Annotated in this window: 15 protein-coding genes; 10 read left to right on the top strand and 5 right to left on the bottom strand. The window is 42.4% G+C overall.

Going from position 1 to position 14,696, the window contains the following annotated elements:
- Positions 1-351: 351 nt before the first annotated feature.
- The 4 genes from DI53_RS06705 to DI53_RS06690 form a co-directional block, all read right to left on the bottom strand.
- Entirely contained in the window at positions 352-1,632 is a 1,281-nt protein-coding gene (locus tag DI53_RS06705; protein WP_037496991.1) for a sugar MFS transporter, read from the bottom strand.
- Between the two features lie 244 nt (positions 1,633-1,876).
- Positions 1,877-2,305 (bottom strand): hotdog fold thioesterase, encoded by a 429-nt coding sequence (locus DI53_RS06700; protein WP_037496989.1) that lies wholly within the window; start codon positions 2,303-2,305, stop codon positions 1,877-1,879.
- Positions 2,286-2,828, bottom strand: coding sequence for a DinB family protein (locus DI53_RS06695; RefSeq protein WP_037496987.1), 543 nt, complete (start codon positions 2,826-2,828; stop codon positions 2,286-2,288). Before DI53_RS06695 ends, DI53_RS06700 begins: the two co-directional genes overlap by 20 nt.
- Positions 2,809-4,071: a sensor histidine kinase gene (locus DI53_RS06690; protein WP_241462387.1), complete on the bottom strand. Its 1,263-nt coding sequence runs from the start codon at positions 4,069-4,071 to the stop codon at positions 2,809-2,811. The genes DI53_RS06695 and DI53_RS06690 overlap by 20 nt, the downstream gene beginning before the upstream one ends.
- Before the next feature lie 77 nt (positions 4,072-4,148).
- Here DI53_RS06690 and gltX point away from each other — a divergent pair, with 77 nt between their 5' ends.
- A complete protein-coding gene (gene gltX, locus DI53_RS06685; protein WP_037496986.1) occupies positions 4,149-5,669 on the top strand; it encodes a glutamate--tRNA ligase in 1,521 nt (506 codons plus the stop codon).
- 70 nt (positions 5,670-5,739) lie between these two features.
- On the opposite strand, the gene DI53_RS06680 is transcribed toward gltX, so the two are convergent.
- The gene (locus DI53_RS06680) at positions 5,740-6,996 is read right to left on the bottom strand and encodes an NAD(P)/FAD-dependent oxidoreductase (protein WP_037496984.1); all 1,257 of its coding nucleotides are present in this window, start codon (positions 6,994-6,996) and stop codon (positions 5,740-5,742) included.
- 127 nt (positions 6,997-7,123) lie between these two features.
- Here DI53_RS06680 and flxA point away from each other — a divergent pair, with 127 nt between their 5' ends.
- Genes flxA through DI53_RS06635 form a run of 9 tightly spaced genes read left to right on the top strand, consistent with a single transcriptional unit; the run spans position 7,124 to position 14,693 of the window.
- Complete coding sequence (gene flxA, locus DI53_RS06675) at positions 7,124-8,641, top strand: flexirubin biosynthesis tyrosine ammonia-lyase FlxA (RefSeq protein ID WP_037496983.1); 1,518 nt, start codon at positions 7,124-7,126, stop codon at positions 8,639-8,641.
- Positions 8,641-9,375 carry a flexirubin biosynthesis SDR family reductase FlxB gene (flxB, locus tag DI53_RS06670; protein WP_206538007.1) on the top strand — a complete coding sequence of 245 codons (735 nt, stop codon included), beginning with the start codon at positions 8,641-8,643 and terminating at the stop codon, positions 9,373-9,375. Before flxA ends, flxB begins: the two co-directional genes overlap by 1 nt.
- An 8-nt stretch (positions 9,376-9,383) precedes the next feature.
- Complete coding sequence (locus DI53_RS06665) at positions 9,384-10,610, top strand: beta-ketoacyl-[acyl-carrier-protein] synthase family protein (RefSeq protein ID WP_037496979.1); 1,227 nt, start codon at positions 9,384-9,386, stop codon at positions 10,608-10,610.
- Positions 10,603-10,857: a phosphopantetheine-binding protein gene (locus DI53_RS06660; protein ID WP_037496977.1), complete on the top strand. Its 255-nt coding sequence runs from the start codon at positions 10,603-10,605 to the stop codon at positions 10,855-10,857. Before DI53_RS06665 ends, DI53_RS06660 begins: the two co-directional genes overlap by 8 nt.
- Positions 10,858-10,866: 9 nt before the next feature.
- The gene (locus tag DI53_RS06655) at positions 10,867-11,754 is read left to right on the top strand and encodes an LpxL/LpxP family acyltransferase (protein WP_037496975.1); all 888 of its coding nucleotides are present in this window, start codon (positions 10,867-10,869) and stop codon (positions 11,752-11,754) included.
- Between the two features lie 9 nt (positions 11,755-11,763).
- Positions 11,764-12,669, top strand: a complete 906-nt coding sequence (locus DI53_RS06650) for a hypothetical protein (RefSeq protein WP_037496973.1) — start codon at positions 11,764-11,766, stop codon at positions 12,667-12,669.
- 1 nt (position 12,670) lies between these two features.
- A complete protein-coding gene (gene darB / locus DI53_RS06645; protein ID WP_037496971.1) occupies positions 12,671-13,804 on the top strand; it encodes a dialkylresorcinol biosynthesis protein DarB in 1,134 nt (377 codons plus the stop codon).
- Positions 13,804-14,232 carry a hotdog family protein gene (locus tag DI53_RS06640; protein WP_037496968.1) on the top strand — a complete coding sequence of 143 codons (429 nt, stop codon included), beginning with the start codon at positions 13,804-13,806 and terminating at the stop codon, positions 14,230-14,232. The genes darB and DI53_RS06640 overlap by 1 nt, the downstream gene beginning before the upstream one ends.
- Positions 14,232-14,693, top strand: coding sequence for a hotdog family protein (locus DI53_RS06635; RefSeq protein ID WP_037496965.1), 462 nt, complete (start codon positions 14,232-14,234; stop codon positions 14,691-14,693). Before DI53_RS06640 ends, DI53_RS06635 begins: the two co-directional genes overlap by 1 nt.
- The last annotated feature ends 3 nt before the right edge of the window (positions 14,694-14,696 follow it).

Here is a 14,696-nt window from a genome sequence, read left to right as displayed (position 1 = left end):
GCGCGAGCAGCTCCTTTTTTGCAGGTGTACACATCCTATGGGAACTTGTAGAAGAATAGTGATAGCCCGCAGTGCCCACACAACTATAAATAGACCTTGTAAAGTTCACACACGAATGCTTCTGGTTTAGTATTGAAGCCGAGACCAATGCCCTACATTTCTTCACATCTTTTTTTAGTAAACACCCACATTTGCCCACTGATTTAAACTCTTGGAAATGGTATATCGGGTGTTTAGCAGGGAAACTTAGGGAAGCATTTGTGGCAATGCAAATGAAAACCCGATGTGCTAAGCTTCAAATCACTAAGCGCATCGGGTTAATTTTAGCACATCTAGAATATTATTGCAGGTTTACTTTCCCGCTTTGTGGCCTTTTACTGCGAAAAACAGAATGTATAGATACGCTGGTATCATGGCGTAAAGAAAAGCATGTTGAAAATCGATCTGTAAAGAATCTTTTAAATATCCATAAACTAATGGCCATATAGCGCCACCTGCGATTCCCATAATCATAATGGCTGATCCTGTTTTTGTGAATCGCCCTAATCCTTTAATTCCTAAAGGAAATATTGCGGGCCACATCAGGGAGTTCGCGATACCCAATAGAGCAACGAAAATAAAGGATATAGTGCCGGTCGTAAACACGGAGATTGCCGTGAAGAGAATTCCCACGATGGTACAAATACGAAGCGCAAATTGCTGCGATACATATTTCGGGATGGCGATAATACCAACAATGTACCCCACTAGCATACAGACAAGAGTAAATGCAGTAGCATAGGTTACAAAGAAACTGCTCACATTTAATTCTCTGCCATATACCCCGATAATATCTCCGGCCATAACTTCCACCGCAACGCAGAAGAAAATCGCTAAAGATCCAAGGAACAGATGAGGAAATTGAAATACACTAGTTTTTCGAACCACAGCAACCTGTGTTGGATCAACCTCTTCTTCCGCATCTACATCAACCTCTGGTAAATTGGTGAATTTTAGGAATACGGCAAATGCCACGAATATTACGGCCAAAGAGATGTATGGCGTGTGTACTCTTGCTATAAGCACATCCAGAATAGCGTTCTGCTCTGCTACGTTTGTCACAGCTTCTAGTTGTGCCGTTACCTTGCCTGCATCTTTCAGGAACAATGTGCCAAAAAGGATAGGCACAATAATACCGGCCGTTTTATTAAAAAAGCCGGCAATTGAAATGCGCTGTGCAGCGCTATCGATCGGGCCAATAATGCTTAAATAAGGGTTGACAGCCGTTTGTAGCAGCGCCATTCCCGAGCCTTGTATAAAGATGCCTGCAAGGAAAAGCCCGTAGCTTCTGTTGTCTGCCGCAGGTATGAATATCAAAGATCCCAGTCCTAGTATAATCAAGCTGACAACCAACCCATTCTGAAATCCAATTTTTTTGATAATCCAAGAGCTTGGTATCGCGAGGAAGAAATAGGCGATGTACGAAGCAAAAGTGACGAAAAAAGCTTGTAAATCCGTTTCTAGGTTACAGGCAATTTTCAGAAATGGAATCAGTGTACCATTAGCCCAGGTTATAAAGCCAAGAATAAAAAAAAGTGCACAGCAGATCGCCATGGGGCGGAACTCAGTTTTTCCGGTAGGTGTTGAACTCATTTTTTAATTTGTTAGTCTTTGTGTGTCGTGATACGGTAAGTGCCTACGCACTTTTTGTTTATACAAGACTAACAAAATATATTGACATTTAGAATAGGGAGCGATGATCAAACGGTTGTTCTATGTAAAAAGTTAGAGAGACTACGTTGGGCGGAGTCTCTCTAAAACCTAAACCGTATCATAAAACCAATTAATGGTATTTGTATATAGTACAATGATGCAGCTAATATTGTTTTAAAAAAAATTATTTTTTTTCGATGATTGCTACAGTCAGCCGCGATACACAAATTAAGCTTTCTTTTTCATCTTTTATTTTGATATCCCATACATGACTTTTTTTTCCCAGATGCAGCGCTGTGCAATACGCAAATAAGGTGCCTTCACTAACGGATCTGAGATGATTTGCATTAACTTCCATGCCTACACCAGCATAGTTTTCACCCTCTACGACGAGGTTAGATGCTACGCTTCCCACGGATTCAGCTAGTACGACAGATGCGCCGCCATGTAAAATGCCAAAAGGCTGCTTTACCTTGTCTGTTATGGGCATACTTACCACCAACATATCATCGTGTATTTCGGTAGCTTTTATCCCTAGATAACCGGTCATGTAGGTGTTGAAAATAAGATTGATCTCCTCGATCGAATGTTCTTTAAACCAAATTCTCTGCATGCTCTTTGCTTTCGTTGTTTAAGTATCGCTCCTGAAGGATGATGCGGTGATGCGTAAGATGTCCCGCAATGACATACAGGAAAGCTTTTACTGTAACTAGGCGGCCAGATGCCATTCCTTTCCGGGATAGTTCAGTTTCGTTGAAAGTGTCGAACAGGAGCAGATGGGATTTGCGTAAAAAACTAAACTCTTCTTTTATGCTCTCGAAAGAGCGTTCATTGTGCCGCGCATTTTGCACAAATTCGTCCTGTTCAAACGGAGCAAGTTCAGTCATGTCATTCCGGGCAAAGCGTAACGCGCGGTACGCCATGACGCGTTCGGTGTCAAGAATATGGCACAAAACCTCCTTGACGCTCCATTTTCCTTCTGCGTATTTGTAATCACCCTTGTCTTCAGGTATTCCTTGTATAAATTCTGGGAAAGTCGTCAGCTGTTCCTCAAGCTCCTCTATTACGGAGCCGACTACATTTTCAACGTAATCTGTGTATATGGTTGGATATTCATCAGACTTGAGTGGGTTCATATCGAAGATTGCTTTTAAGTATAATTCTAAATGTTGTTCCTTTACCTAGTTCTGATTCCTTTACAAATATTTGGCCTTGATGATAGTCTACCATGCGCTTTGTTAAGCTAAGACCCAATCCCCATCCGCGTTTTCTTGTTGTAAATCCGGGTTGAAAGACAGTGTCAAAATTAGATTTTGGAATACCTCTTCCCGTATCGCTAATGTCTATAAAAATTTCCTCTTTTGCAATGTTATCGATAATGTTAACCGTTATTTTTCCTTCGGACTCAATTGCATTAACAGCATTTTTCAATAAATTTTCGATTATCCAGTCGAACAAAGGCACGTTTAGTTTCGCCTCCACGGTTTGGTCGCCCGTCAGTTGGAAGGTGATTTTTTCGCTTGTACGAACGCGGAAGTACTGTACAAAATCTTGTATGACCGGGAAGACCATGTGGCTATTTAGAGTTGGCGTAGAGCCGATTTTTGAAAATCTATCGGCGACGATCTCTAGTCTTTTTACATCCCGTTCCATTTCGTTCAGTATACTATCATTTTCCGCATCAAACTTTGTTCTTACAAGTTCCAGCCATCCCATCAGGGATGAAATGGGCGTGCCTAGTTGGTGAGCAGCTTCTTTTGCCATACCCACCCAAACGAGATTTTGTTCTGTTTTCTTAATGGAGTTAAAGACCGTGTAGGCAATTATTAAAAATATAGCGATTAGCGATAATTGCAAATAAGGGAAAATCCGGAGCTGCCTCAAGGCATCAGAATCGCGGTAATAAACCGACCAAATTTCCCCGGTGTCAAGATGAAGATCTATCGGCGCATGGTTGCGCTTCATTCTCGCAAGCTGCTTTTCAAAATAGATCGGATCGTAAACAAGTTGATGATCTGCGGAATCTTGCAATTCCTTAATATTCGTTTTTGTGGAATCAAGACCGCGCCAAAATATGATATTGCCTTTCTCGTTAGTAATAATTGCCGGTATAGATAAACTATCCCGAACAGCATAGACAAAACTTATAAATTGGTCGTCAACATCGGGCATGGTAACAATGCTTCGTGTGCTCATTGCCCAGACCTCTGCTTTTGTTCTTTCCGATTGAGAGAGGCTTTTCACAAGGTAATTCGTATAAAACATGGAAGCACCAGCAATCAGGGCCGCAAATGTGAAGAGAAATACCTTCCACCTTTGCCTGGCCTCGTATTGATAAAGACGGTCCTTATTGATGATCATGGCATGCAAAATAGACATTTTTTAGGATTCCAAAAAGAAGAGGATGGATTAAGTGTGATGTTCTCTTTCAAGTAGAATTGTGTAGTTTTGTGTTTATGAGTTTGCAAAGAAAAGTTAGGGTGCGTTTTGCACCTAGTCCAACAGGCGGTTTACATCTGGGAGGTGTGCGCACCGCCTTGTTCAATTATCTTTTTGCGCGCCAGCATCATGGCGATTTTATTCTGAGAGTGGAAGATACGGATCAGACACGCTTCGTGGCTGGTGCAGAAGCATATATCTCCGAATGTTTAAGTTGGTGTGGGATGACGCCAGATGAGAGTCCTGAAAATCCGGGCCCATACGGCCCATATCGCCAGAGCGAGCGAAAGCCTTCTTATCGACAATATGCCGAACAGTTGGTAAATGCTGGCTATGCTTATTATGCTTTCGATACCGCAGACGAACTGGATGAACAACGTAAGATACAGCCCAATTTTCGCTATTCACATGAAAATAGATTGAGTTTGCGAAACTCGTTAAGCTTATCTTCCGAAGAAACAGAAACGCTACTACGTGCAAATACGCCGCATACCATCCGTATTAAGATGCCGATCGATGAAACGGTGTACTTTGATGATTTGATCCGCGGTCGCGTTTCTTTTGAAACAAATCTCGTCGATGACAAGGTGCTTTTGAAGGCTGATGGAATGCCGACGTACCATCTGGCCGTCGTCGTAGATGATAAAGCAATGCATATTTCACACATTTTCCGTGGTGAAGAATGGTTGCCTTCGGCGCCCGTTCATATCCTCTTGTGGGATTATTTGGGCTGGAAAGCAGAAATGCCGCAATGGGCGCACTTGCCACTAATTTTAAAGCCCGATGGAAATGGTAAATTAAGCAAACGCGACGGCGATCGTTTGGGATTTCCCGTTTATGCGATGAATTGGGCGGATGCGAAATCAGGAGATCTCATAAAAGGCTTTAGAGAGATGGGATTCTTGCCACAAGCCTTTGTGAATATGTTGGCGTTGTTAGGTTGGAACGATGGAACCGAACAAGAAATCTTTAGCATGGAGGAGCTTATCGAGAAATTCGCTATCGAACGGATCAGCAAAGCGGGAGCAAAGTTCGATTTCGAGAAAGCGAAGTGGTTCAACCATGAATGGATAAAGCAAGCCACAAATGATCAGCTCTTACCACAGATCAAAACAATTGTTGCCGAACATAGCGACAAAGATGTGTCTGATGATTATTTGGAGGCTGTTCTTTCTTTAATTAAAGAACGATTGACGTTCGTTGAAGATTTCTGGACGCAAGCGTCTTTCTTTATCGATAGGCCTGCATCTTATGATTTAGATGCCGTAAAACCAAAGTGGAATACAGAGAAAACGAGTTTTTTTGAATCGTTAGCACAAGCGTTTGAGAAACTTGAAACGTGGGAAGCTTCGGAGATTGAAAAATTTTTCAAGGAAAGAGTTTCGGCTTCAGGAATTAAACTCGGCGAGTTGATGATGCCTTTCCGAATCATGTTGGTTGGTGGGAAATTTGGACCCGATGTGTTTAACATCACGCAGCTACTAGGTAGGGATGAAGTTGCCGCACGTATATCTTTAGCGCTGCCTCAATTGCGGTAAAGAAATTTCATGCTTAAATAAAAAAACCGCGGTGCTTAAGTGCCGCGGTTTTTGTTTGTTTTGCATCCATCTAAAGCATATCATGCGAAAACGTCTCGTTGTTTTCTAGCATGTAAGCCATCGTGCGGATGACGCGATCATGTTTTTTAACGAATGGGTTTTCTTCGTTCCACACATAACCCGCGAGAACGGCACAGATCTTTCTTTTTACATCTTGGTTTTCGGGTCGATGAAAGAATAAGGTCTGCAAATTTCCCGTGTACCATTCTCGTACATAGGTCGTAAAGACATCAATACCGCGCTGCATATAGTCTGCAAATTCTACTTGCCAATCAACAGTTTCTCCGTTGAGCTGCCTGTACGCCAGTTTTGCCGCCAGAATCCCTGATTCTGTAGCGAAGCATACGCCAGAAGAGAAAACAGGATCTAAAAACTCCGAGCTATTGCCCGTAAGGGCGAATCCTTCGCCAAACATTTTGCTCACCGCCGCCGAATAGTTCTTTAAGTGAATAGGCTCGAATTCGAAGTTGGTATCGGCAAAGCGTTTTACATAAAAATCGGAAAGAAGAATCGCTTTTTTCAGTGCCTCCTCGGTTCCGGAATCCCCTTTTAGCTTTTCTATAAAGTCTGTATGCGCCACTATGCCTAGGCTTGTAAGTCCATTTGAAAATGGAATAACCCATAGCCAAACCTCGGTGTCTAACACATCAAAAGATATTTGTGTGCCTTCCACACCTTTTGGACGATTGATATCTTTTACGTGGGAAAAAATAGCAGAATGCGGATTTAGCTGCGATGGTTTATCCAGCTGTAGTAAACGAGGTAGCACGCGACCATAACCACTGGAGTCGATCACAAATTTCGCACGAATCTTCGCCACGTTGCCTGCTTTATCTACGGTGGTTGTTAAGGAATCACCGCCCTTAAATTCTATTGCCGTCACGGTTTGTTCAAAAGCGATATCGACACCCCTGCGCTGTAGCTCCTGTGTCATAGCGTGATCAAAATCAGCTCTAGGGATTTGCCAGGTGTAATCCCAGCCATCTCCAAATTTATTGCTGAAGTCAAAGATGCTGATGACTTCTCCACGGATAAATCGTGCTCCGGGTTTTTTCTGGAAATTTTGCTCTTGCAATGCCTCGATGAGCCCTGCTTCTTCAAAGTGGTCCATTACGCGAGGTATAAGGCTTTCACCCACGACGAGCCGGGGGAATTTAGATTTCTCGATAACCTTCAAACGCACATCTTTTTGCTGCAGATAACCCGCGGCAACGCATCCAGAAGGACCAGCGCCGATAATTAAAATATCTACTTCCTCGATATTCATATAGGTAACAGATTACTATTAAATTATATTACTTTTGCAGGTGTCTAAATACCACACAAATGTAAGAGTTATATTTGTGCTTTTTTTGGACGATAATCTAAAAAAATAGAAAAGAACCAGCAATCAGATGATTTCAGTTGATAAAAAACTTACCTTATCTCAAGTTTATGAGGTGCTATTTAATGATGAACCGCTTCGTGTACATAATGAGGTAATCGACGTTGTTGAAAAGAGCCATTTGTTTTTAAAGGAGTTTGCTGCGAATAAAATAATTTATGGCGTAAATACCGGCTTCGGCCCAATGGCACAGTACCGTATTAAGGATGAAGATACGCATCAATTACAATACAATTTAATTCGTAGTCACGCCGCTGGAACAGGCGATTTGCTTTCGCCACTTCAAGTGAAAGCCGCCATGTTGACACGCCTTACTAATATTTCGAAAGGAAAAAGCGGTGTGCACAGAAGTGTCATCGATTTACTGCAGGAATTTATAAGCCAGGATATTACTCCGGTTATTTTTGCGCACGGCGGTGTAGGGGCGAGCGGCGACTTAGTGCAACTTGCTCATTTGGCCTTGGTTTTAATCGGCGAAGGCGAAGTATTGTATAAGGGCGAGCGAAAACTTACCTCGGCAGTTTTTGAAGAATTAAATTTAACGCCGATCGAAGTTGTGGTTCGCGAAGGGCTTTCCCTAATTAACGGAACCTCTGTAATGACGGGGATTGGTTTGGTAAATTTCTTTTATGCACGAAAACTTTATGATTGGTCTATCTGGCTAGCTTGCACAATGAATGAAGTTGTAAAGGCACATGATGACCACTACTCTAGCACACTCAATGGGGTAAAACTTCACCAAGGGCAGCAAGCGGTAGCTGCGGCTATGCGTGAACATCTAGCGGATAGCGCGCTTATTAAAAAGCGAGAGGAAGATCTATATTCGGGAAATAACCAGGAGGAAATTTTTAAAGACAAAGTGCAGGAGTACTATTCTTTGCGCTGTGTACCGCAGATTTTGGGTCCGGTATTGGAAACCATAACACAAGCAGGGCAAATTCTAGAAGACGAATTGAACTCTGTTAGTGATAACCCTATTATTTCTGTCGATGATAAAAACGTATACCACGGTGGGAATTTCCACGGTGATTATATTTCGCTGGAAATGGATAAATTGAAGCTTGCTGTTACCCGTTTGACGATGTTGTCTGAACGCCAGCTAAATTATTTGATGAATAGCAAGATAAATGAAATTTTGCCGCCGTTCGTGAATATGGGCAAGCTCGGCTTCAATTTCGGCATGCAGGGCGCTCAATTTACTGCTACTTCCACCACAGCTGAAAATCAAACGCTTTCTACTTCGATGTACGTCCATAGCATCCCGAATAATAATGATAATCAGGATATCGTCAGTATGGGAACAAATGCCGCTATAATTGCGCACAAAGTCATTGTCAATGCCTTTGAAGTTTTAGCTATTCAAATGATATCAGTATGTCAAGCCATTGATATATTAAATTATCAAAATTTTGTATCTTCAAAAACGAAAATGGTTTATAATGATGTTAGAAATATCATTCCTGCGTTTTCTGATGATAAACCGCTTTACCCAGCAATACAGCAGGTAAAAGAATATTTGATGAAATAATGATGAAAAGTGCATTGGTAACAGGGGGATCGCGTGGCATAGGTCGTGCAGTTTGTCAGAAATTAGCTATCGAACTAGGCTATCACGTGCTTATAAATTACAAAGGAAATGATGCAGCAGCAACAGAGACTTTGGCTTATATTCAGGCCGCAGGCGGTTCTGGAGAACTTCTGAAATTTGATGTGAGCAATGCGAAAGAAGTGACCGATGTACTCGGCACCTGGTCAGAGCAGAATACGGATGGTATTGTGGAAGTGATTGTTAATAATGCAGGCATTGCGAAAGATGGCCTATTTATGTGGATGACTCCGGAAGACTGGTCTTCCGTTTTGCAGATTTCTCTACAGGGCTTTTACAATGTCACAAACTTTTTTATCCAAAAACTGTTACGTAACAGGTATGGTCGTATTATCAATATTGTGTCTATATCGGGCGTGAAGGGTACTGCGGGTCAGGTAAACTATTCTGCGGCGAAAGCCGGAGTGATTGGCGCTACGAAAGCATTGGCACAAGAAGTCGCTAAGCGTAACATCACCGTGAATGCGGTAGCGCCGGGCTTTATCCGGACAGATATGACGCAAGATATGGACGAAAAAGAGCTCACCAAAATGGTTCCGCTGAACCGCTTTGGGGAAGCGGAAGAAGTTGCTGATCTTGTCTGTTTTTTAGCATCAAAAAAATCAGGATATATCACAGGCGAGGTGATTAATATAAATGGTGGAATCTATTCATAAGATAGCACATGAATAAGCGCGTGGTGATTACGGGGATGGGGATCTATTCCTGTATCGGAACAAACTTAGAAGCAGTTAAGCAGTCCCTATTCGATGGAAAGTCAGGGATTGTGGTTGACCGGGAGCGCTTAGATTTCGGATTTAAGTCGCCTTTAACCGGTATGGTACCCGCCCCTGATCTGAAGAAAGTTTTAAGTAGGCGACAGCGGATAAGCATGGGCGAGGAATCTGAATATGCTTATATGGCCACAGTGGAGGCACTCCGTAATGCGCATTTGGACGATGAAAGTATTCTTAAGCGCGAAGTGGGCATTCTCTATGGGAACGACAGCGTGTCAAAAGCCGTAATTGATGCAACTGACATCGCGCGGGAAAAGAAGGATACACAGCTGATCGGTTCTGGCGCTATTTTTAAGTCAATGAATTCGACGGTCACCATGAACTTGGCAACTATCTTTGGGCTATCTGGTGTTAATATGACGATTAGTGCAGCCTGCGCAAGCGGCTCACATGCTATAGGTTTAGGTTTTATGTTTATCCAGCAAGGATTGCAAGATCTTATTATCTGCGGCGGCGCACAAGAAATTAATCCCTACGCTATGGCAAGTTTTGACGGGCTCGGCGTGTTTGCAACAGATATTGATCACCCTACGCAAGCCTCGCGACCGTTTGATAAAAAACGGACAGGGCTGGTACCAAGTGGGGGAGCGGCAACCGTTATTCTGGAAAGCTATGAGTCTGCCGTCGCGCGCGGCGCACCGATTATAGCGGAGGTGCTGGGCTATGGTTTCTCTTCGAATGGCGGACATATATCTACGCCAAATATCGAGGGACCGGCGAAGGCAATGCGAAGAGCCCTAGAGCAAGCCAATGTAAAACCGGAAGATGTCGATTATATCAATGCGCATGCTACTTCTACGCCAATCGGCGATGCCAACGAAGCAAAAGCTATATTGGAAGTTTTTGGGAGTAAACCTTTCGTAAGCTCGACAAAGTCAATGACGGGGCACGAATGCTGGATGGCTGGATCATCAGAGATCGTTTATTCGACACTTATGATGCAGCATGGCTTTATCGCACCATCCATCAATTTGGATGAACCTGATGATGATTTGAAAGATATAAATTTTGTTTCGCACACAATAAAACAAGAATTTGATATATATTTGTCTAACTCATTCGGATTTGGAGGAACCAATTCTGCGTTGGTAGTCAAGAAATTTAATAATGAATAATAAGGTGAGCATACATCAAAAGATAAACGAAATATTGATTGAGGAGTTTGAGGTTGATGAGGAGGTTATCAATCCTGATGCATCTTTGAAAGAATCGCTTGACCTAGATAGCCTAGACTATGTTGATTTAGTTGTTATAATAGAGTCTAATTTTGGCGTAAAGCTCGTTGAAGCTGATTTTGCAGAGATGGTGACATTCCAGGATTTTTATGATGTGGTAGATCGTAAAATAGCGGCAAAAAACTAACAATTTACAATGAGCCAATGGGACGGAAAATCTAAAGGAACACTCCTAGGCTATAAGATATTTGTATTTCTCATAAAAAAGGTAGGTGTCAGGGCTGCATATGCACTCCTGCTCTTCGTTTCCCTTTATTATTTTCTCTTTAATCCCAAAAGTTTCCGAGCTGTATACTATTACCTTCGCCACCGCCGGGGCTACGGTTTTTGGACTGCATTTTGCTCTGTTTATCGGGTGTATTTTGTGTTTGGTCAGACCATTATTGACAAAGTGGCTATTTCCGCAGGACTAAGGAATCACTTTACATACGAGTTTGATGGTATTGAAACATTAAAGGATGCGCTGGATGACAAGCGTGGTGGTATTTTAATATCGGCGCACGTTGGCAACTTTGAAATAGCCGATAAATTCTTCGCCGACATTGATTTTAATTTCCAAATCAATTTGGTGACGGTTGATCAAGAGCGGACGATCATCAAAGATTATCTGCAAGGTATAAACGGCGAATCATCGGTGAAATTTATCAATATCAAAAACGATATGTCTCACGTGTTTGAAATTGCTGATGCTTTGTCTAACAATGAGCTGATATGTTTCACCGGCGATCGATATTTCGAAGGCATGAAGACACTGGAAAGTAGCTTTTTGGGTAAGGAAGCATCGTTTCCGGCAGGCCCTTTTCACATTGCTTCCCGTTTAGCCGTGCCGGTAATCTTTGTGTATGTGATGAAAGAAAAGAATTTACATTATCATCTGTATGCACGGCGCGCCGAGGACGTAAAGCGTAGAGATCCACAGTCTTATCTAGATGCCTACCGAGTTAGTGTGGAGCAAATGTTAGAACGATACCCACTACAGTGGTTTAACTTTTTCGATTTTTGGTCATCGAATAGGAGCAAGTAAAAAAGAACAATGAAAAGGGTGCTTTTTATTTATTTTTCCCAATCTGGACAACTTGAAGAGATTGCAAAATCTATTGCGAAACCTTTCCTTGCGGATTCGACTGTGGAGGTAGACTTTTATGAAATAAAAATGGTGCATCGCTTTCCTTTCCCGTGGACATCTGATGCGTTTTTCAATACCTTCCCAGAAACATTTGCCCAACTTCCAGAGGAAATACATCCGCCCGCGGCCCACTTCCTTGAAACATCCTATGATCTGGTTATTCTTCATTACCAAGTTTGGTATTTGACGCCGTCTATTCCTATTAATTCATTTTTGAAAAGTGGCTACGCAAAGCAGATGCTGACAAACCGGCCGGTAGTGACCGTGAGCGGAAGCCGAAATATGTGGGCTTTAGCGCAAGATAAGATTAAGATATTACTGCAGGATAACGAAGCGCTGCTGGTTGGCAACATTGCCTTGACAGACCGCCATCATAATCTCGTATCTGTTATTACGATTGTAGATTGGATGTTTTCCGGGAAAAAAAGAAAGGCTTACGGTGTTTTTCCGAAGCCAGGCGTTTCCGAAATAGAAATACAGGGTGCAGATAAATACGGGAAAGTAGTATTAACATTCCTAAAAAAAGGTATTTTTGAAGGTTTGCAAAAGCAGTTGGTGCAACTGGGCGCGATAGATTATCGGTTTTTTTTGGTCTCCATGGATCAAAAAGGGAACAGAATGTTTAAAATTTGGTCTTCCCTAATTCTCAAAAACCCGAAAAAAAGACGTCGCCTGATCAGCCTATTTAAATACTATGTGGTGTTTGCCATCTATGGAATTTCCCCGATAGTTTATCTCATAGAGCTGTTACTTTATCCACTTTTATACTTTTTGAAGTACAGAAGGGAAAGACAGCATTACGAAGGAATTTAAAATGAACGAAGTTTACATAAATAAAATAGCGAAATTTCTACCTAACGCTCCTGTTGATAATGATGGCATGGAAGCTTTTTTGGGGAAGATAAATGACCGCGAATCTAAGGCCAGACGAATTGTACTGCGCAATAACGGTATAAAAACCCGCTACTATGCACTAACAGAAGCCGGCGAACCCACGCATACAAATGCAGAATTGACCGCAGAAGCGATCAAGGCGCTGTTTGATGAAGAATTTAAAGCTACAGATATGGAATTACTATCCTGCGGCACATCTTCACCGGATTATTTAATGCCGTCGCACGCTGTCATGGTTCACGGTGTTCTGGGAAATCGAAATGTGGAAGTAAACTCTGCCGCAGGAAACTGCTGTGCAGGAATGAATGCACTGAAATTTGGCTTTCTATCCGTAAAATCTGGGAATACTAAAAACGCCGTTTGTACAGGTTCGGAGAGAATGTCTTCATGGATGGTTGCGGATCATTTTAACAAAGAAGTAGAAAATCTAAAGCAATTGGAGCAACAGCCCATTATCGGCTTTAATAAAGATTTTTTGAGGTGGATGCTTTCTGATGGAGCGGGAGCTTTCCTTTTAGAGAATGAGCCGAAAGGTGAGATGTCTCTTCGGATTGACTGGATGGAGGGGTACTCTTACGCTCATGAATTGGAGGTGTGTATGTATGCCGGGGGCGATAAAACCGAAGATGGTTCCTTGAAATCGTTTTCTGACTATACCTCAGAGGAATGGCTGTCGAAATCGATATTTGCAGTGAAGCAGGATACCAAGCTGTTAGATAAGCATATCCTAGCCAAGGGTGTCGATAGCATGAAACTGGCCATGGAAAAAAATGGCATAAGCCCTTCAGATATTGACTACCTATTACCACATGTATCGTCACAATATTTTGTGGACGGCTTATACCAAGGCTTTGCCGAGGCAGGTATTGAGATAGAGCGGAGTAAATGGTACATGAATTTGCGTGATGTGGGCAATGTTGGCGCTGGATCAGTGTATTTGGTGTTGGAGGAGCTTTTCCGCAGTGGCAAATTGAGAAAAGGGCAACATATCATGTTGTGTGTACCAGAGAGTGCCAGATTTACGTATGCTTACGCTTACCTAACTGTTTGCTGATGAGCTTGCCGTTGACCGGGCCTACGCTCCTAAACCTTATTCCGCAGCGCCCACCCATGGTGATGGTATCTAGTTTGGAATCGTATTCCGAATCTGATCTTACCTCAAGTTTTCTGGTCGAAGCCGCCAATATACTGGTAGAGGAAAACGTATTGGTGGAGAGCGGTTTATTGGAACATATGGCGCAATCTGTAGCATTGCACACGGGCTATGGATATTACTTGCGCGGCGACACAGCTCCTGTAGGGTATATAGGCGCCATGCAGCAGGTGGAGATTTTAGCTTTGCCCGCAGTGGGACAGCGAATTTACACGGATGTACAAATCCTTCAGGAATTTATGGGTGTCACTTTAGTGGAAATAATTACTAAATTAGATGAAGTGATCATTGCCAAATCGCAAATGAAGACGGTAATCGCAGGAACATAATGGCTGAATACGTATACAATACCCTTATTCATATCGAGGATTTTCTTCCGCATAGGCCGCCCATGCTTATGGTTGATTCTATTTTGGATATTTCAGAAAACCATGTGGTCTGCAGCTTTGTTGTTCAGTCGGATAATATTTTTTTGGAAGACGGTTTTTTCCAAGAAGTGGGTTTAATGGAAAACATGGCACAAACCTGTTCTTCCATTGTTGGGCAGCGCTTTTACAGCGCGGACTATGACCCGATTTCTGACAAGAGAATCATAGGGTTTATCTCCGGAGTGAAAAACATGACCATTCTAAAACTACCGTTAGTTGGCCAAAGGATTTTAACCGAGTCAACGCTGACATCCAAATTTGATGGCGATGATTACTCCATTTGCACGATGGTCGTTCAGGCAAGGCAAGAAAGTGAGTTACTGTCGACAGCAGAGATAAATTTATATTTAAAAAAGCAGTAATAG

The sequence above is a fragment of the Sphingobacterium deserti genome (assembly GCF_000757725.1).
GTDB lineage: Bacteria > Bacteroidota > Bacteroidia > Sphingobacteriales > Sphingobacteriaceae > Sphingobacterium > Sphingobacterium deserti.
Note: the sequence above shows the minus strand (reverse complement) of the source record. Positions and strands in the feature narration are given on the sequence as shown.